The organism is Devosia sp., assembly GCF_039927955.1.
Taxonomy (GTDB): Bacteria; Pseudomonadota; Alphaproteobacteria; order Rhizobiales; family Devosiaceae; genus Devosia.
Genome location: NZ_JBDSUA010000056.1, coordinates 1 through 18,212 on the forward strand (window position 1 = coordinate 1; position 18,212 = coordinate 18,212).

Sequence of the window (18,212 nt, forward strand, 5' to 3'; positions counted from 1 at the left end):
CACGCCCTCCCCCTGATAACATTCGCCACAATTGACGCTTAGCTCAAGCGAACTGCCGCATGCGAGGCCTGCCATGAACTGGATCGATAACTTCGTCCGCCCGAAAATCCGCTCGTTTCTCTCCAACAAGCGCGAAACGCCGGAAAACCTCTGGGTCAAGGATCCCGAGTCGGGCGAGATGGTGTTCTATCGCGATCTCGAAGCCAATCAGTGGGTCGTGCCCAATTCGGGCTACCACATGAAGATCAAGCCCGCCGACCGGCTGGCCAATTTCTTTGACGGCGGCAGCTACCAGACCATGCCGGTTGCTGCGGTGCCGATCGACCCGCTGAAGTTCCGCGACCAGAAGCGCTATATCGACCGCCTCAAGGAAAGCCGCATCAAGACCGGCAATGAGGACGCGGTGATCGTGGCCACCGGCAAGCTCTATGAGCGCGACATCACCGTTGCCGTGCAGGATTTCGATTTCATGGGCGGCTCGCTCGGCATGGCCGCCGGGCAGGGCATCATCACCGGTCTTGAAACCGCTGCCAAAAGCAAAACCCCGTTCGTGCTGTTCGTCGCCTCGGGCGGCGCCCGCATGCAGGAGGGCATGCTCAGCCTGATGCAGATGCCGCGCACCACCGTGGCGGTGCTGCGCCTGCGCGAAGCCGGCCTGCCGTTCTTTGTGGTGTTCACCGATCCCACTACCGGCGGCGTTACCGCGTCCTATGCCATGCTGGGCGATATTCATCTGGCGGAGCCGGGCGCGCGTATCGGCTTTGCCGGCGCCCGCGTTATCGAGCAGACCATCCGCGAAAAGCTGCCCAAGGGGTTCCAGAGCTCGGAATTCCTTTATGAGCATGGCATGGTCGATATGGTGGTGCACCGCCATAACCTGCGCTCCACCATTGCTTCGCTGGCCGGCATTCTGACCAAGACCGGCGCCTTGCCTCAGGCCGATGGCAAGGATAGCCAGGCCCGTATCTCGATGCGCGACGCTGCCATGGCGGCCGAGGGCGGCGATGATCTGGTGGCCTCGCCGCAGGCTGCTCACGCCGAATAGGCCGCGCACGATGGGTACTCTGCGCGATTTTCGTGCAGAGCCCCGCAAATCCCCCGGCCCGGCGTTACGTCTTTACCCGCACTTAACGACGTTAGCTTACCCTTTCGGCTGATGGGGAAGTTGCGCCCTTTGGTGCGCAATGCGGTTTCCCCATGCCTCATGCTTGGGAGAGTACTGTGTTCAAACGTAGCGCCATGCCGATTGCCCGTAAGCTGCCTCTGGCGCTGTTAGGATCGGCACTGCTGGTGAGCCTTGGCGTCGGTATCGCCAGCTACATGATTGGCTCGCAGGCCCTGCGCACTGCGGCGGAGGGCAATCTTGCCACTCTGGCGGACGAGCGCGCCAGCCAGGTTTCAACCTATATCCAGGCGGTGGAAGACGATCTCGTCGCCACTTCGCGCATGGACACCACCATTCAGGCACTGCGCGACTTCGGCGGTGCCTGGCTCGGCTTCAAGGTCGATCCACCGGCTGAAATTCGCAAACTGTATGTCGACGACAATCCGAATAAGGACGACCTGGCCAAGCTCGATGGTCTGGGCACCACCGGCAGCTACGACGTACCGCACACCCGCATCCAGCCCGGCTATCGCGCCCAGGTCAAAAGCCGCGGCTATCGCGACCTCTACATGTTCGACCTCAAGGGCAACCTGGTCTATTCGGTCAACAAGGGCGCCGACTTCGGCTACAATTTCGGTGAAGGCGGCAAATATGCCGACACCGGTCTGGGCGTGATCGTGCGCAAGGCGCTGCTGATCGAAACCCCGGACGATTTCGTGTTCTCCGATTTCGCGCCCTATTCGCTGCTCGACAACAAGCCGGCCGCGTTCTTCGCCAAGCCCGTGTTTAACGCCACCGGCCGCAAGGTTGGCGTCGTTGCCTTCCAGCTGCCGTCCGAACGCATCGACGCGGTTGTCGGCAATCGCAAGGGCCTGGGCGAAACCGGCGAAGTGCTGGTGGTCGGCCCTGACCAGTTGCTGCGCTCGGACTCGACCTTTACCGATGGCAATGATGCCCTGGTGGGCAAGATCGCCAGCCCCGTCATCGATACGGCGCTGAGCGGCACCGCCGCCAATGGCCTGTCGACAGAGTATCGCGGCATGGAAATGCTGATCGCTGCTGCGCCCGTCGAAACCGCTGGCCTGAAATGGACCACCATTGCGGTGATGGCCACCGGCGAAGTGCTGGCTCCGGTCACCAATATGCGCAACATGATGCTGATCATCGGCGCCGCGCTGATGGCCGTGGTCGGCGCCATGAGCCTGCTGTTCTCGCGCACCATCACCAAGCCGATCACCCGCCTGACCGGCACCATGGAGGCGCTGGCCGAGGGCAATCTCGATCTCGAGGTCAAGGGCTCCGACCGCACCGACGAGCTGGGCGCCATGGCCCGCGCCGTCGAAGTGTTCCGCGCCAACGGCCTCAAGGTCGCCGAAATGACCGAGGCGGAGGCCGCCCAGATCATTGCCAACCAGGCTGAACGCAGCCGCATGATGCAGACGCTGGAGCGCTCCTTCGGCGAAGTGGTCGATGCCGCCATTGCCGGCGATTTCTCCAAGCGCGTCTCGGCCGAATTCCCCGATCCTGAACTCAATGGCCTCGCTCGCAGCGTCAATTCGCTGGTAGAGACGGTCGATCGCGGCCTCAGCGAAACCGGCGAAGTGCTGGCAGCCTTGGCCGATACCAATCTCACCTTGCGGGTGAAGGGCGACTATGAAGGCGCCTTTGCCCGCCTCAAGGACGATACCAACGCCGTGGCCGAAAAGCTGGGCGACATCGTTGGCCAGATTCGCGAGACCTCGGGCGCGCTCAAGACTGCCACCGGCGAAATTTTGTCTGGCGCCAACGATCTGAGCGAACGTACGACCAAGCAGGCGGCAACCATCGAGGAAACCTCGGCGACCATGGAACAGCTTGCCGGCACGGTGCTCAACAGCGCCAAGAAGGCCGAAGCTGCCAGCATTGAAGCCCAGACCGTGTCGCGCACCGCCGAAGAGGGTGGCGCGGTGATGGCCAAGGCCAATGATGCCATGGACCGGATCACCACCTCCTCGGGCAAGATCTCCAACATTATCGGCCTGATCGACGACATCGCCTTCCAGACCAACCTCCTGGCGCTCAACGCTTCGGTGGAAGCCGCTCGCGCCGGCGACGCCGGCAAGGGCTTTGCCGTGGTTGCCGTCGAAGTGCGGCGTCTTGCCCAGTCGGCCGCCAGCGCGTCCTCGGAAGTCAAAGTGCTGATCGAACAGTCGGCCAATGAGGTCAAGGGCGGCTCCAAGCTGGTCGCCGATGCCGCGAGCAAACTCTCCAGCATGCTGGCCGCCATTCGCGACAACACTGCGGCGCTGGAAAACATCGCCCGCGACAGCCGCCTGCAGGCCTCGTCCATTGACGAGATCAACGCTGCGGTTCGCCAGATGGACGAAATGACCCAGCACAACGCCGCTTTGGTGGAAGAAACCAACGCTGCTATCGAACAGACCGAGGCGCAGGCCACCGAGCTTGATCGCATCGTCGAACTGTTCACCATCGACCAGCCACAGGGTCGCAGCCAGCAGCGGGCCAAGCCCGTGGCAGCAGCTGCGCCCGCACCGACCGGCATTCGCGGCATGCAGGAAAAGCTCAAGACCGTGGCCAAATCCTATCTCAGCCATGGCAATGCCGCGATCGACAAGGATTGGAACGAGTTTTAGTCCCTGCTCACCTGCCCATTGAGCGGCAGCGGAATCAGCGATAGGTGAAGGCTTCCTGTTTCGGAGCCTTCAATGTCTCGCACCGATGCGATCCTCGGGCGCATGTTTTCCCTGCATCCCAAGCTGATCGATCTTAGCCTCGAACGGATCGACCGCCTGCTGGGCGAGCTTGGCAATCCGCAATTGCGGGTGCAGCCGGTAATCCACGTCGCCGGCACCAATGCCAAGGGCTCCACCATTGCCTATCTGCGCGCCTTCCTCGAAGCCTCGGGCAAATCGGTGCATGTCTATACCTCGCCCCATCTGGTGCGCTTCAACGAGCGCATAAGACTGGCCGGCAAGCTGGTATCGACACGACGGCTGAACCTGGCGCTCGAACATGTCGAGCGGGTCAATGCCGGAAAGCCGATCACCTATTTCGAGATCACCACGGCAGCGGCGTTCTACCTGTTCTCCGAAATCGAGGCGGATTATCTGCTGCTCGAAGTGGGCATGGGCGGCACTTTTGATGCCACCAATGTGGTGCCCCATCCGCTGGGGACGATCATCGCCCCGGTCGATCTCGACCACATGCATTTCCTCGGCAATACCATCGGCAAGATCGCCATTGAAAAGGCCGGCATCCTCAAACGCGGCGCACCGGCGGTGCTGGGTCGGCAGACCGATGAGGGTCTGGCCAGCATCGATCGTATCGCCCGCAAGCTGGGGGTGACCCCGTTTGTTGCCGGGCAGGATTACGACAGCTACGAGCAGGATGGCCGGCTGATCTATCAGGACGAAACCGGCCTGCTCGACCTTCCGCCGCCCAAGCTGATCGGCGCGCATCAATTCGAAAACGCCGGCATGGCCATCGCCGCCGTGCGCCATTTCAAGCTGCCAGTGGATCATGCGGCAATTGAACAGGGCCTGCGCAATGTGGTCTGGCCGGCGCGGCTGTCCCAGCTCAGCGGCAAGCTGCGCGACCTGCTCGGACCGAGTGCGGAGCTCTGGCTCGATGGCGGCCACAATGCCCATGGCACGCGCGCTTTGAGCCGGGCACTGGCGGATATGAACAGAGCCCGCCCGGCGCCACTGGTGTTGATCATGGGGATGATGAACACCCGCGATCCCGTCGCCGTTCTGGCCCCGTTCGTCGGCATGGCCGAACGCATCCTGACGCTGACCATTCCCGGCGAAACCAATGCCCACGATGCAAAATTCATCGCCGGCGAGGCACGCAAGGCCGGGTTCGATGCCCAGCCCAGCCGCTCGATTGTTGCCGCGCTCAAGCAAGCCGCCAAAACCCCGAACGCGCGCGTCGTGATCTCGGGCTCGCTGTACCTGGCCGGACAGGTGCTGCACAAGAACGGCACCGTGCCGGACTAGACCCGCCTTCAGACAAACAAAAAGGCCACCCGATGGCTCGGGTGACCTTCTTTCGCTGGCACGAAACCGGATTAGAACGGAGTGTTCGGGTAATCGAACTGGGCAGCATTGTCCTTGGTGATCAGCGTCGAATTGATGATCAGCTTGCCATCGACCTGAGCGTTGGCGGCAAAGTGCAGCGCGGTCAGATCGATTGCAGTGGCAACCATGTTGGGGTTGTAGGACACGTCAACCGGAACCTGGGCCGAACCAGAAGCCACCATCTTGATGATCTGGTTCATGCCGGCGCCGCCGACAGCCCACATTTCGTTTTCGCGGCCAGCTTCCTTGAGGGCCTTGAGCACGCCAACCAGCGTGTCATCGTCCTGGGCCCAGACAGCGTCGATCTTGGGGTACTTGGTCAGGAAATCCTGCATGATCTTGTAGCCGTCATCGCGGTTCCAGTTGGCGAACTGGGTGTCCAGAACCTTGATCTGGGTATCCTTGATGCCGGCCATGAACGCATCGACGCGCTGCGCATCGATCGGGATCGGCGCGCCACGCAGCACGACGATATTGCCGCCATTGGGCAGAGCCGACTTGAAGTAGTCGGCCGTGGTGGTGCCCAGACCCGGATTGTCACCGGCAACATAAAGGTCTTCGATGCCGGGCTGGCTGAGGGCGCGGTCAACGACGGTAACCCACTTGCCGGCGTCCTTGACCTTCTTGATCGAGGCCGTCATCGCGTCCGGATCGCCCGGCAGGATGACGAGGCCATCGATATTGCGGGTGGCGATCATGTCTTCCAGATCGGCAGCCTGCTTGGTCGAGTCTGGAGCGGTGGCCAGAACGAACGACAGGTTCGGATAGGCCTTGGTCAGGCGATCGACCGCCTGCTGGGCGAAGAAATCGACGCCACCGGTCCAGCCGTGGTCAGCCGTCGGCACCGAGACGCCGATGACATAGGTCTTGTCCTGGGCAATCGCCGCGCTGGCGAGTGCAAAGCTCGATGCCACCAAGGCAGCAAGCGCTGTGGTTTTCAGCAAATTCATAGTCGTCGTCCTCCCTAAACGCCCGTTATGGGCTTTGTTGAAACTGGATCAGTTGGTCGTGCGGCGCGAACGTTGCAGCAGCACCGCGACGATAATGATGGCGCCCTGGAACGCCTGATTGAGATAGGGGCTGATAAAGCTCTGCAGGTTGAGGATATTGCCGATCAGCTCGAGGATGATCACGCCGACAACCGTGCCCCAGATGCGCCCGAAGCCGCCGCGCAACATGGTACCGCCGATGATTACGGCAGCGATGGCCTGCAATTCCCACAGCACTGCCGTTGAGCTGTTGGCCGAGCCGAATTTTGGCACATAGAGCACGGCGGCCATGCCGACGAGGAACCCCTGCAGCACATAGGTCATCAGCCGGACGCGATCGACCTTGATCGCCGAATAGCGGGCGACCTGCTCATTGGAGCCGATGGCCGACAGGTGCCGCCCGAACGTGGTGCGCCGCATCACCACTTCGGCGATGATGGCGACCACGGCAAACACAATGATCGGCGCCGGAATGCCAAAGACATTGCCCGAATAGAGCGGCGAATAGGTGTCGGCCGCCTGGAAATTGAGGTTCAGCGTGCCGCCATTGGCCAGGAAGGTGATCAGCGCGCGGAAGATGCCGAGCGATCCCAGCGTCACGATGAACGGCTCGATCCGGCCTGCGGTGACCAGCAGGCCATTGGCCGCGCCGGCCAGTGCGCCGATGGCAAGCCCCGCAATGATGCCGAGTGCCACCACGGTCCAGCCCGTCCCCAAGGACGGCACGGCGCTGTTGATGATGATGATCATCATGCCGGCGATGAAGGCTGCCATCGAGCCCACTGACAGGTCCAGCCCGCCGGAGGTGATCACGAACGTAGCGCCGATGGCGATGATGCCGATGAACGAGGCGCGCGCCACGATATTGGCCATGTTGCCATAGGTCAGGAAATTGCCGTTGAGCAGCGAGCCCAGGATGAGCAGCAGCAATAACGCGATCAACGGCCCCAGCACGTTCATCTGCAAACGGCGGCTCTTGGCGCTTGGCGCGCTCTCTTTAACGGCAGTGGTCATGCGGCAGCCTTTCCTTCGATGCCCATCTGGTGGCGCACGATCTGTTCTTCGTTGATGGCGGTGCCTTCCAGCTCGCCCACGATCTGCCCGTTGCGCATCACCATGACGCGGTGGCTGAGCCCGATCACTTCCTGGAGCTCCGAGGAGATCAGGATGATCGACTTCCCCTCGGCGGCAAGCGCGGCGACGATGTGATAAATCTGCTGCTTGGTACCCACATCGATGCCGCGCGTCGGCTCATCCATGATGATGATGTCCGGCTCGCTCTCCATGGTCTTGCCCAGCATCAGTTTTTGCTGGTTGCCGCCGGAGAGCTGGCCGGCGCGCACCGAAGCGTCGCGGGCGCGAATATCGAACCGCCGCGTCGCGCGTTCCAGCGCCTTGGCCTCGCTGGCGCTGTCGATGAACATGCCGTTGAGGTGGCGATCCAGCGTCGGCAGGGTCAGGTTGGGTCGCAGGCCCATATTGACCATCAGGCCTTTGCCCTTGCGATCCTTGGTCATGTAAACGATGCCCGCGGCCAGCGACTGGGCGACATTGGCAAAGTGTACCTTCTGGCCATTGAGCTCCAGCTCGCCCGCATCGCGGTGGATCAGCCCGACCATGGTTTCGGCCACTGCGGTGCGGCCGGAACCGATCAGCCCGGCAAAGCCCAGGATTTCTCCCCGGCGCAGCTTGAACGAGACGCCGCGCACCCCGGCCGATTGCAGGTTCTGCACCGACAGCACCAGTGGCGCGTCGACATCGGGCTCATGCTTGGGCGGGTAGAGGTTGGACAGTTCGCGGCCCACCATCATCTGCGCGGCAGAATCGGGGGTCAGCGCGCTGGCATCGAGCGAGGCAATCAGCTGCCCGTCACGCAGAATGGTGACCCGGTCGGACAGCTGCATCACCTCATCGAGCTTGTGCGAGATGAAGACGATGGCAACGCCACGTTCGGTCAATCGATTGATCTGTTCGAACAGGGTTTCGGTTTCGGCCACCGACAGCACTGCGGTGGGTTCGTCCATGATCAACACCCGCGCATCGCGGCTGATCGCCTTGGCGATTTCGATCATCTGCCTTTCAGCGACGGAGAGCGTGGCAATGCGCGCCGTGGGATCGACCGGAACGTGCAAGGTGTCAAGCAGGGTCTGGGTCTGCGCGCGCATCAGGCGCACATCGAGCAGGCCAAAGCGCTTGAGTTCGCGGCCGAGAAAAATCGACTCGGTCACCGTCAGATGTTCGGCCAGATTGAACTCCTGATGGATGAGCACGATGCCCATGCCTTCGGCCTCGCCATTGGGCGGCAGCGTTACCGGCTTGCCATCAAAGGTGATGGTGCCAGAGGTGGGCTGTTCAAAGCCCGACAGGATTTTCATCAGGGTGGATTTGCCGGCGCCGTTCTCACCGATAATGGCGTGAACCTCTCCGGCGCGCACGTCGAAGTCGATGCTGAACAGCACCGGAACTTCGCCAAATGACTTGGAAATCCGTTCGGCCGCAAGAATCGGGGGCGCACTGGCGCCATTGCCCATCGACATGCAGTCTACTCCTCCCTGTGACGCGATACATTGGCTGCATTCTTCGTCAATCGACCGATGTAAAGGTTTTCATGAGCCATGTAAAGGTTTACACAACCGAGGTGGCTGTATATTTTTGGGCCATATCGCTTTATGTCGGTGATGAGACAACCGCGAAAATCCCGAGCCGGATCGCCGCTGGCGGAGCGCCAAGTGCAGCAACCCAAACTGGCCACCATTGAAGATGTCGCGGCGATCGCCGGCGTCTCCATTGCTACGGTGAGCCGGGCGGTCAACGAGCCGGCCAAGGTTGCCGACGAAACCCGCCGCCGCGTCAATGAAGCCATCGCCCGCACCGGCTACACCACCAACGCCATGGCGCGTTCGCTGCGCATGCGGCGCTCCAAGATGATCCTGATCCTGGCACCCGATGTCGGCGATCCGAACTTTTCCAATATCCTGGTCGGCCTTGAAACCGAGGCCAGCAAACGCGGCTATGGCGTGCTGATCGGCAATACCCAGAACGATCCGACCCGCGAGGCGGACTATCTGCGCTTCATCAGTTCCAACCAGGCCGATGGGCTGATCCTGCTCACCGGCCACCTGCCCTTTGGCTTGAGCCTTGATGAAGCCGTGGTCCGGCCGCCGGCCATGGTCGCGGTCAATGAACCGGTGCCGGGCGACCTGGTGCCGTTTGTCGGCGTCGACAATTTCGAGGGCGCCCGCATCGCGGCCGACCACCTGATCTCGCAGGGTCATCGGCGGATCGCCTTTATCGGCCATTCGACCAGCAAGATGGTCAATACGCTGCGCGAGGGTGGCTATCGGGAAGCCTTGAACAATGCCGGGATCGCCATCGATCCGATGTTGATTCTCGATGGTGATGGCACCACCGAAAGCGGGCGGCAGGCCGCCGAGCACATGTTCGTGCGCGACGTGCTGCCGACGGCGTTCCTCTGCGTCAACGACGCCACAGCGCTTGGGGTGATCATCGCGCTCAATGCGCGCGGCTATGACCTGCCGCGACAGTTTTCGATCATGGGTTTTGATGACATTTCCTTTGCCAGTTTCGTTACGCCCTCGCTGACCACGATGAAGCAGCCCCGCTCCAAGATCGGGGAAGCGGCGATGAACCTGCTGCTGGCGGTGGTTGAAGGTCGCGAAGTCGAACAGCGCAAGGTGCTGCTGCGCAGCGAACTGGTGCTGCGCAATTCGGTGTCGCGCCTGGGCCTCGGCGCGCGGTAGGGATTTTCACGTTTTAACTGAAACAGCATCGAGTTTTTGAGTGACTCAGTGCAATGATGAAACGCTCCGACGCCGGTTATGCCGCTTCAGGCAAAGCCTGCAACCGCACGTGCCCGCTCGGCTTCGATGATGAACTGCATCTGCTCGACGGCAGCGGCCGTATCGCTGCCCTCCACCGCCGTGACCAGGCTCTGATGCGCCGCGCAACTGGCCGCCTGATAGGCCAGATCAGCATCGGCGGAACGCCGCTTGGCTGCCAGAGCCAGGGTCAGTTCAACCACCCCGATGGCGGAGCGCAGCAGCGGGTTGCCGGAGCTGTCGGCGATTACCTGGTGCACTTCAAGGCTGGCCAGCGCATGGGCCTCCATCGCCTCCCCGGCCACGTCCATCTGATGGACCCAGTATTTCATCAGGCGCACCTGTTCGGCGGTGCGGCGCACACAAGCCAGCATCACGGCGCGCCGTTCGGTGTCCTGGCGCACATCGAACAGGCTGTCGTAAAAGCGCTTGTTGGGCGCGGCGTCATAGTGCCAGAACAGCACCTGCGGATCGAAAAAATTCCAGCGGCTGGAGGGCGAAACGCGGGTGCCCACCTTGGGGCGCGCCTCCACCATGCCCTTGGCCTCAAGCGTCTTCAGCGCTTCGCGCAGCACCGTGCGGGAAACCCCGTAGGTTTCCATCATCACCGCATCGCTGGCCAGAATCGAGCCCACGGGAAACTTGCCGGTGGCGATGCCATGGCCGATCTCGTTGATCACGAAAGTATGGAAGTTTCGTGCAGCCGGCCGCCCGGAAAGGGAGCGAATAAGGCTGCCAGCTTCGATCATGCTACACTTTCTCGGGCGTTTTCTCTCCGGAAGCGGAGGCCGCAAATATGATCCGCTGCAGCACGATGAACAAGAACAGCAGCACGCCAATGACGATTTTGGTCCACCAGCTTGAGAGCGTGCCATCAAAGATGATGTAGGTCTGCACGAGGCCCAGCAGCATCACCCCGACAAACGTGCCAAGCACGAAACCATAGCCACCCGTGAGCAGCGTACCCCCGATCACTACCGCGCTGATGGCGTCGAGCTCAACCCCGACCGCCGCCAGCGGATAACCGGCTGACGTATAGAGCGAAAACACGATTCCCGCCAACGCCGCCAGCACGCTCGACAGCATATAGATCTGCACCGTGGTGCGCGCTACCGGCACGCCCATCAGCGAGGCGGACACCGCATTGCCGCCCAGCGCGTAGACATAGGAGCCGAACTTGGTGCGATGCGCGACCAGCGCCCCGCCCAGAAAGATCACCACCATCAGGATGCCGATGAAACTGAGCCGTCCGCCGCCGGGCAGCCGGATGATCATGTCCGAGAGTTGCGCATAGAATTCGTGGTTGATCGGCACGGAATCCTGGGTGATCACCGAGGCGCCGCCCCGGGCGAGGAACATGCCCGCCAGCGTGACGATGAACGATGGCACCTGCAGATAATGAATCGCCAACCCCATTGCCGCGCCGAATGCTGCGGCGACCAGCAGGGCGATGGCGAACGCTGCCAGCGGGTGAATGCCGAACCACGAGATCAGCACCGCCACCAGCACCCCGGTGAACCCGATCACCGCGCCGACCGACAGGTCGATGCCGCCCGAGATGATGACGAAGGTCATGCCCACGGCGGTGATGCCGAGGAAGGCGTTGTCGGTGAGGAAATTGCCGAGCACCCGGGTCGAGAGCATGCCGGGAAATTGCAGCACGCTCACCGCATAGGCGATGGCGAAGATGACGGTGGTGGCCGCCAGGGGACGGAGACTGCGTTTCATCGCTTGGCGGCCTGTTTTGCGTCGCGCTTGAAGAAGCCGGCGAGGGTGCCGAGCAGCGGCGACTGAATGAGCAGGATCAGAATGATCATCCCTGCCTTGACGATCAGGTTGAACTCGGGGCGGAAGCCCGACACCAGAATGCCGGTATTCATCGCCTGAATGATCAGCGCGCCAACCACCGCCATCGGGATCGAGAAGCGCCCGCCCAGTAGCGAGGTGCCCCCGATAACTACTGCCAGAATGGCGTCGAGTTCCAGCCACAGGCCGGAATTATTGGCGTCGGCGCCGCGAATGTCGGCCGCTACCACAATGCCGGCAACGGCAGCACAGAAGCCGCTCAGCCCATAGACCAGCAGCAACAGCATCCGGCTGCGAATGCCGGCAAGGGACGCGGCGGCCCGATTGACCCCGATGGCCTGGACGAACAGGCCAATGGCGGTGCGGCGCACAAACAGCGTTACAATCACCATCAGCACCAGGGCAATCACGGCCGCCATCGGCAGGCCAAGGAAGGAGCCGGTGCCAATGAAAATCAACGACGGTTCATTGAAGGTGACAATCGAGCCCTCAGTGATCAACTGCGCAATGCCCCGGCCCGCCACCATCAGCACCAGCGTGGCAATGATCGGCTGGATATCGAGCACGGCAACCAGGAACCCGTTCCACAGCCCGCAGGCAATGCCGACGCCCAGTGCCGCAATGACGGCGATCGGCGTCGGATAACCGGCAACCACCATGGTGGCAGCAACTGCACCGCAGACCGCCATGATCGCGCCAACGGACAGGTCAACGCCCTTGGTGGCAATCACCCCGGTCATGCCGATGGCTAGGATCGCCACCGGCGCGCCGCGATTGATCACGTCGATCATCGAACCGAACAACCGACCGTCCTGCCAGGTGATGCGGAAGAAATTGGGGAACAGCAGCCAGTTGATCAGCAGCACGCCGACCAGAGCCAGCACCTGCGGATTGGCGAGACGTTCCAGGTGCAGCCGTTTCATGCGGTGGCCTCGTCAGGATGGTTGGCAATCGCCTGCACGATCACGCCGGGATTGATATTCTTGCCGCGCAGTTCGGCGACCATTTCGCGGTCCCGCATCACCACGATGCGTGAGCTATAGGCCACCACTTCATCGAGCTCGGAGGAAATCACCACCATGGCCATGCCATCGTCGCGCAGCCGGTTGATGGTGCGCACGATTTCGGCGTGCGCCCCCACATCGATGCCGCGGGTGGGTTCGTCCAGAATGAGGAAGGCCGGATCGGTGGCCAGCCAGCGCGACAGGATAACCTTTTGCTGGTTGCCGCCCGAAAGCAGCTTGACCGGCATGTCGAGCGATGCGGCGCGGATGTCCATCGCCTCGCCAAACTTGCCGGCGATCTCCATCTGCTCATCGCGGTTGAGCGCGCGGAACCAGCCCAGCTTGCCCTGCAAGGCAATGATGATGTTCTCGCGCACCGACAGGTCGCCCAGAATGCCCTCGGCCTTGCGATCTTCCGGACAAAAGCCGAAACCGTGTCCGATGGCCTCCGTGGTGTTGCGCAGCGCGCCCGCCTTGCCATTGATGGTGACGGTGCCCTGATCGGCCGGATCGGCGCCGAACATGATGCGCGCCATCTCGGTGCGGCCCGAACCGAGCAGCCCGGCAACGCCGATCACCTCGCCCTTGTGAATGGTCAGGTCGAACGGCTGCACGCTTTTCTTGCGGCCATAGCCGGTAAACTGCAGCAAAACCTCGGTGGTTGGCGCGTCGGTTTCGATGCTGCTGGCGCCCGAAAAGGCGATGTCCTTGCCTAGCATCAGGCGCACCACATCGGTGCGGCTGACGGCATTGAGCTGGCGGGTATCGACCAGCTTGCCGTTGCGCAGCACGGTGACGCGATCCGAGATGGCAAACACCTGGTCGAGGAAATGGGTGATGAAGATGACGGCAAGGCCGGAGCGCTTGAGATCGCCGATGACTTCGAACAGCCGTTCCACCTCGTTGCGGTCAAGGCTGGCCGTAGGCTCGTCCAGGATCAGCACTTTGCCGGACAATTGCACGGCGCGGGCAATGGCCACGATCTGCTGCACCGCCACCGAATGGCTGCCCAGCTCGCTGCCCGGATTGAGCTTGAGGTCGTAGCGGTCGAGCAGGACGCGGGCGTCCTTTTCCATCTTGCGATGATCGACCAGGCCAAAGCGGGTGGGCTGATGGCCCAGATAAAGGTTTTCCGCCACCGAGCGGTTCGGCAGCAAATTGACTTCCTGATAGACGGTGCCGATGCCGTGGGTCTGCGCATGCAGCGGATTGTCGAGTTTGACGGGGGCGCCATCGACATAAACGCCACCGCCATCGGGCTGGTAGGCGCCGGTAAGGATCTTGATCAAGGTGGATTTGCCAGCGCCGTTTTCGCCCAGCAGGGCATGCACCTCACCAGCGCGAAGCCCGAAATCGACGGCCTCTAGCGCGGTATGGTTGCCGAAAATCTTGGTAACGCCGCGTGCTTCGAGCACAAATTGGCCGTCCTGCATGCAAGCCTCCCCGCCCATGCGATAAATAACCCCGCCAGATACTATCTGGCGGGGGCAGTCGTCAGGAGATTATTTTAGTAGCCGAGGCCCTTGCGTGCGTCGTACTCGCCCTGGGGATTGTCAGCCGGGGTGTAGAGCTTGGATTCGGTGACGATGAACTTGGGCGGCACGGTGCCGTCCTTGAGGTAAGCCGCGAGCGCATCAAACGCCGGGCCGGCCATGTTCGGGGTTAGTTCAACCGAAGCGTTGGCTTCGCCGGCAACCATGGCCGAGAAGATGTCCGGCACGCCGTCGATCGAGACGACCTTGATGTCGGTCCCTGGCTTCAGGCCTGCGTCCTTGATTGCCTGGATGGCGCCAACGGCCATGTCGTCGTTGTGGGCATAGACAGCGCAGATGTCGGCGCCGCCGTTTTCGGCCTTGAGGAAACCTTCCATCACTTCCTTGCCCTTGGCGCGGGTGAATTCGCCAGTCTGGCTGCGGATGATGGTGATATTGGCGTGGGCCAGAACGGCTTCGTCGAAGCCCTTCTTGCGATTGATGGCCGGGGTCGAGCCGACGGTGCCTTCGATTTCCACGACCTTGCACGGTGCATCGCCGACAGCGCTGACCAGCCAGTTGCCGGCCACGGTGCCTTCCTTGACCTGATCGGAAGCAACCGAAGTCAGGTACAGGTCTTCCGGAGCATCGACGCCGCGGTCGAGCAGGATGACCGGGATATTGGCTTCCTTGGCTTCCTTCAGCACGTCGTCCCAACCGGTGGCGACCACTGGGGCCACGAGGATTGCGTTGACGCCCTGGGCGATGAAGCCGCGGATCGCCTTGATCTGGTTTTCCTGCTTCTGCTGCGCGTCGGCAAACTTCAGGTCGATGCCGCGATCGGCAGCCTGCTGCTTGGTCACCGAAGTTTCGGCAGCGCGCCAGCCCGATTCCGAACCGATCTGCGAGAAGCCGACAACCAGTTTGTCCGCAGCAAAGGATGCAGAAGTCAAAGCAGTAGCGAGGCTCGCCGCGATGGCGAGCTTGGTGATGATGTTCACGATGTCCTCCCAAAATGTGGTCGCAGCGGTGTGTTCACCTGCCGCGATGACCTAACGCTACATAAAGTACTATTATATGTAAAGGGGCCGCGAAGTGAATGGCGTGGTTTCCTTAAGTCGCTGCCAAGCCATTGTTCTAAAACGGTTTACTTTGCAATGGAGCCAGACCAAAACTGGATTGTCACCCCGGCGAAGGCCGGGGCCCAACCCGAGATTTCAAGATGCCCCCGGCCTTCGCCGGGGTGACATCGAGTTTTTGAGGGGCTCAAAACAAACGCTCTCGCTGATGATTTAAACAAGTCGCCGTGGCGCCGCGCGTTCAATACTTGCCTTGATCGCTGCCGCAGAATGGGTCGATCGGGTTGCTGCCAGAAAATTCGGCGCGTCCGACCAGCGCTTCCAGCACCGCAGCCTGGATCGGCTCGGCGCTGCCATAGGCATTGATATAGGTGGGCACGCGCGGCGCGTCGTAGAGGTAGTAGGGATAGCCGAACGAAATCATCAACGTCGGCACCTCGTACCAGAGCCGGTGCATGGCGCCAAAGATCGAGCCGGTGAGCTTGGTCCAGTCGAGAAAAATCCGGCTGCGGGTCAGCGTGGTTTCTTCGCCGAACAGGTACAGCACCAGATCGAACTGCGATGCATCGGCAGTCATGCCCTGCTGGAACAACGTCACCTCGAAGCCCTCGGCCTTGAGCCGCTCCGGCAGGCTGAACGGCACCGGATGCGGCACGAACGGCAAGATGATGCCACCGGAATAGATCAGGATGCGCTTGTGTTTTTTGGGATCGAGCGGCAGCAGGTTCTGTACATCCTTGACCAGTGTCGGCACCCGGGCGGTGACCTGATCGGCCAATTGCCGGCTGGCCGGACGAGCCAGCAACGCCTTGGTGGCACTAGGCTCGGGCAATTGCCGATGCTGCAGTTTCAGCGCCGCCTTCAGGCCCAGAATGCGGGTGACCGCTGCGTCGAGCCGCTCCGCCGTTAGGCGCCCATCGGCCAAAGCCGCGTGCAGAAAACCCACATCGGCATCGGGGTCATCGGAGAACAAAATGACGTCGCACCCGGCCATCACCGCTTCGGGCACGGTTTGCTCACGCGGACCCCAGTCGCCAAAACCGGCCATCGGGGTGGCGTCCGAAACGATCAGGCCGTTGAACCCCAGCCCGTCGCGCAACAGGTCGATATTGAGCACCGGGCTCAGCGTCGCCGGGCGGAAGGCTTCGGCGCCGGCGTCCGGATCGAGTTCACGCACAAAGCCCGGGAAAGCGATATGGGCGGTCATCACTGCCATCACCCCGGCGCCGATAGCGGCGGCATAGAGCCGGCCATAGGTCTCGTCCCATTCTTCCAGCGATAGCGGATTGACCGTGGTCACCAGATGCTGGTCGCGATCGTCATAGCCTTCGCCGGGCCAGTGCTTGACGGTGGCGGCAACCCCAGCCCGCTGGAACGCCCCGATCTGCGCCATGGCGTGATCATGGATGGTCCTTATGTCGCTGCCATAGGAGCGGGTGCCGACAATGGCACTGCGGAACGCCTTGTTGATATCGATCACCGGGGTGAACGACCAGTTCAGCCCCATGGCGCGGGCCTCTTCGGCCATCACCGTGGAAATCGCTTCGGTTGCCTCGACATCATTGACCGACGCCAGCCCCAGCGGATTGGGCACGATGGTGCCAAATGGCAGGCTCATGCGGCTGCCTTCGAGATCGGCGCTGATCAGCGGCGGGATGGCGCTGGCTTCGATATAGGACCGCGCCAGCGCGATTTCGGCATCCACGTCGGCCGAATAGATGCGGGTGATGCCGCCGGGCTTGAACCGAACCAGTTCCGCCAAGGTCTGCTCGGGCGGGGTGCGCGACAGCAGCACGAACAATTGGCTGATCTTGTCGGCGGTGGACAGCCCCACCAGTGTTTGCTCGACCCAGGCGATGGCCTCGTCATCCAGATTGAACGGGGCGGCTTGCAGATCGATCATCATATCCTCCGGGCTTTTTCTTGAGCTTTAGCAGAGGATGGCGGGGTGGCACAGGCGTCACGATGCGACTAAGCCGCGTGGCTTTCCAGCCATTTGACCAGTTGGACGCGCGATTGCCCGGCGCCTACTTTGATGTCAACTGGCTGGCCGTTCTTGAAAATCATCAACGTCGGCATGGCGCGCACATTATATTGGGTGACGATGCCGATATTGCTTTCCACATCGAGCTTGGCAATCTTGACCCTGCCGGCCAGCTCGCCCGAAAGTTGATCCAGGATCGGGTCCATCGCCTTGCAAGGTCCGCACCATTCGGCCCAGAAATCCACCAGCACCGGCTCGCTCGCATTGAGCACTTCGGCCGAAAAATTGCTGTCCGTCACCGTGATCGACATGTCCGTCTCCTTGCTTGGACGGACAAATCTAGGCCGAGTCGGCTGCCGTTGTTAGCGGCGCTTCGCGCAAAATCTTTGCCGGAAAGCGGCGCAAATAAAAACGCCGCCGAGATCAACCGGCGGCGTTTGAAATTCTTTCGATCAGCTTAGGCAGCGTGGCTGGTGAGCCACTTGCTGAGGCCGGCCTTTGGAGTGCCGGCGCCAATCTTCATGTCGATGGCTTCGCCACCCTTGAACAGGATCATGGTCGGGATCGAGCGGACGCCGTACTTGGTCATTGTCGAGGGGTTTTCATCGACGTTGAGTTTGACGATCTTCACCTTGCCGCTGAGCTCGGTCGAGAGTTCGTCAAGCAGGGGAGCGATTGCACGGCATGGTCCGCACCACTCCGCCCAGAAATCCACGAGAACGGGCTCTTTGGAGTTGAGGACTTCCTCGCCGAAAGTGGCGTCGGAAACATGTGAGGTCATCGGATGTGCCTTTGGGGTTGAAAGCGGTGGTCTGTGTGATCGAAAAATTGGGTAGAGTCCAGCAAGACTTCAAG

The 18,212-nt window shown here is 61.7% G+C and carries 15 protein-coding genes; 4 read left to right on the forward strand and 11 right to left on the reverse strand.

What is annotated here, in order from left to right:
• Window positions 1-73: 73 nt before the first annotated feature.
• The 3 genes from accD (at window position 74) to ABIT12_RS13625 (ending at window position 5,103) form a co-directional block, all read left to right on the forward strand.
• Entirely contained in the window at window positions 74-1,045 is a 972-nt protein-coding gene (gene accD / locus ABIT12_RS13615) for an acetyl-CoA carboxylase, carboxyltransferase subunit beta (protein WP_348044698.1), read from the forward strand.
• A 176-nt stretch (window positions 1,046-1,221) separates the two neighbouring features.
• A complete protein-coding gene (locus ABIT12_RS13620) occupies window positions 1,222-3,738 on the forward strand; it encodes a methyl-accepting chemotaxis protein (RefSeq protein ID WP_348044700.1) in 2,517 nt (838 codons plus the stop codon).
• Window positions 3,739-3,810: 72 nt separating this feature from the next.
• Window positions 3,811-5,103 (forward strand): folylpolyglutamate synthase/dihydrofolate synthase family protein, encoded by a 1,293-nt coding sequence (locus ABIT12_RS13625; RefSeq protein ID WP_348044702.1) that lies wholly within the window; start codon window positions 3,811-3,813, stop codon window positions 5,101-5,103.
• Between the two features lie 71 nt (window positions 5,104-5,174).
• On the opposite strand, the gene ABIT12_RS13630 is transcribed toward ABIT12_RS13625, so the two are convergent.
• Genes ABIT12_RS13630 through ABIT12_RS13640 form a run of 3 tightly spaced genes read right to left on the reverse strand, consistent with a single transcriptional unit; the run spans window position 5,175 to window position 8,710 of the window.
• Complete coding sequence (locus ABIT12_RS13630; protein ID WP_348044704.1) at window positions 5,175-6,134, reverse strand: substrate-binding domain-containing protein; 960 nt, start codon at window positions 6,132-6,134, stop codon at window positions 5,175-5,177.
• A gap of 48 nt (window positions 6,135-6,182) precedes the next feature.
• Complete coding sequence (locus tag ABIT12_RS13635) at window positions 6,183-7,187, reverse strand: ABC transporter permease (protein ID WP_348044706.1); 1,005 nt, start codon at window positions 7,185-7,187, stop codon at window positions 6,183-6,185.
• Window positions 7,184-8,710 (reverse strand): sugar ABC transporter ATP-binding protein, encoded by a 1,527-nt coding sequence (locus ABIT12_RS13640; RefSeq protein WP_348044708.1) that lies wholly within the window; start codon window positions 8,708-8,710, stop codon window positions 7,184-7,186. The genes ABIT12_RS13635 and ABIT12_RS13640 overlap by 4 nt, the downstream gene beginning before the upstream one ends.
• 192 nt (window positions 8,711-8,902) lie before the next feature.
• Here ABIT12_RS13640 and ABIT12_RS13645 point away from each other — a divergent pair, with 192 nt between their 5' ends.
• Complete coding sequence (locus tag ABIT12_RS13645; protein ID WP_348044710.1) at window positions 8,903-9,934, forward strand: LacI family DNA-binding transcriptional regulator; 1,032 nt, start codon at window positions 8,903-8,905, stop codon at window positions 9,932-9,934.
• 86 nt (window positions 9,935-10,020) lie between these two features.
• On the opposite strand, the gene ABIT12_RS13650 is transcribed toward ABIT12_RS13645, so the two are convergent.
• From ABIT12_RS13650 to trxA (ABIT12_RS13685), 8 genes are all read right to left on the reverse strand, one after another.
• Window positions 10,021-10,761 (reverse strand): FadR/GntR family transcriptional regulator, encoded by a 741-nt coding sequence (locus ABIT12_RS13650; protein ID WP_348044712.1) that lies wholly within the window; start codon window positions 10,759-10,761, stop codon window positions 10,021-10,023.
• Window position 10,762: 1 nt separating this feature from the next.
• A complete protein-coding gene (gene yjfF, locus ABIT12_RS13655; protein WP_348044714.1) occupies window positions 10,763-11,740 on the reverse strand; it encodes a galactofuranose ABC transporter, permease protein YjfF in 978 nt (325 codons plus the stop codon).
• The gene (locus ABIT12_RS13660) at window positions 11,737-12,741 is read right to left on the reverse strand and encodes an ABC transporter permease (protein ID WP_348044716.1); all 1,005 of its coding nucleotides are present in this window, start codon (window positions 12,739-12,741) and stop codon (window positions 11,737-11,739) included. The genes yjfF and ABIT12_RS13660 overlap by 4 nt, the downstream gene beginning before the upstream one ends.
• On the reverse strand, window positions 12,738-14,255 hold the full coding sequence (locus ABIT12_RS13665; protein WP_348044718.1) for a sugar ABC transporter ATP-binding protein: 1,518 nt from the start codon (window positions 14,253-14,255) through the stop codon (window positions 12,738-12,740). Before ABIT12_RS13665 ends, ABIT12_RS13660 begins: the two co-directional genes overlap by 4 nt.
• Before the next feature lie 74 nt (window positions 14,256-14,329).
• A complete protein-coding gene (ytfQ, locus tag ABIT12_RS13670; protein WP_407065624.1) occupies window positions 14,330-15,271 on the reverse strand; it encodes a galactofuranose ABC transporter, galactofuranose-binding protein YtfQ in 942 nt (313 codons plus the stop codon).
• A gap of 343 nt (window positions 15,272-15,614) precedes the next feature.
• Window positions 15,615-17,276: a glycoside hydrolase family 3 protein gene (locus tag ABIT12_RS13675; protein WP_407065622.1), complete on the reverse strand. Its 1,662-nt coding sequence runs from the start codon at window positions 17,274-17,276 to the stop codon at window positions 15,615-15,617.
• A 68-nt stretch (window positions 17,277-17,344) separates the two neighbouring features.
• Window positions 17,345-17,668, reverse strand: coding sequence for a thioredoxin (gene trxA / locus ABIT12_RS13680; RefSeq protein WP_348044724.1), 324 nt, complete (start codon window positions 17,666-17,668; stop codon window positions 17,345-17,347).
• Window positions 17,669-17,814: 146 nt separating this feature from the next.
• Window positions 17,815-18,138, reverse strand: a complete 324-nt coding sequence (gene trxA / locus ABIT12_RS13685; protein WP_348044726.1) for a thioredoxin — start codon at window positions 18,136-18,138, stop codon at window positions 17,815-17,817.
• Window positions 18,139-18,212 lie beyond the last annotated feature (74 nt).

Excerpts from the sequence above, each read along its gene's own strand:
- accD (WP_348044698.1), top strand. The coding sequence starts at position 74 with ATGAACTGGATCGATAACTTCGTCCGCCCGAAAATCCGCTCGTTTCTC.
- ABIT12_RS13625 (WP_348044702.1), top strand. The coding sequence starts at position 3,811 with ATGTCTCGCACCGATGCGATCCTCGGGCGCATGTTTTCCCTGCATCCC.
- ABIT12_RS13630 (WP_348044704.1), bottom strand. The coding sequence starts at position 6,134 with ATGAATTTGCTGAAAACCACAGCGCTTGCTGCCTTGGTGGCATCGAGC.
- ABIT12_RS13635 (WP_348044706.1), bottom strand. The coding sequence starts at position 7,187 with ATGACCACTGCCGTTAAAGAGAGCGCGCCAAGCGCCAAGAGCCGCCGT.
- ABIT12_RS13640 (WP_348044708.1), bottom strand. The coding sequence starts at position 8,710 with ATGTCGATGGGCAATGGCGCCAGTGCGCCCCCGATTCTTGCGGCCGAA.
- ABIT12_RS13650 (WP_348044712.1), bottom strand. The coding sequence starts at position 10,761 with ATGATCGAAGCTGGCAGCCTTATTCGCTCCCTTTCCGGGCGGCCGGCT.
- yjfF (WP_348044714.1), bottom strand. The coding sequence starts at position 11,740 with ATGAAACGCAGTCTCCGTCCCCTGGCGGCCACCACCGTCATCTTCGCC.
- ABIT12_RS13660 (WP_348044716.1), bottom strand. The coding sequence starts at position 12,741 with ATGAAACGGCTGCACCTGGAACGTCTCGCCAATCCGCAGGTGCTGGCT.
- ABIT12_RS13665 (WP_348044718.1), bottom strand. The coding sequence starts at position 14,255 with ATGCAGGACGGCCAATTTGTGCTCGAAGCACGCGGCGTTACCAAGATT.
- ABIT12_RS13675 (WP_407065622.1), bottom strand. The coding sequence starts at position 17,276 with ATGATCGATCTGCAAGCCGCCCCGTTCAATCTGGATGACGAGGCCATC.
- trxA (WP_348044724.1), bottom strand. The coding sequence starts at position 17,668 with ATGTCGATCACGGTGACGGACAGCAATTTTTCGGCCGAAGTGCTCAAT.
- trxA (WP_348044726.1), bottom strand. The coding sequence starts at position 18,138 with ATGACCTCACATGTTTCCGACGCCACTTTCGGCGAGGAAGTCCTCAAC.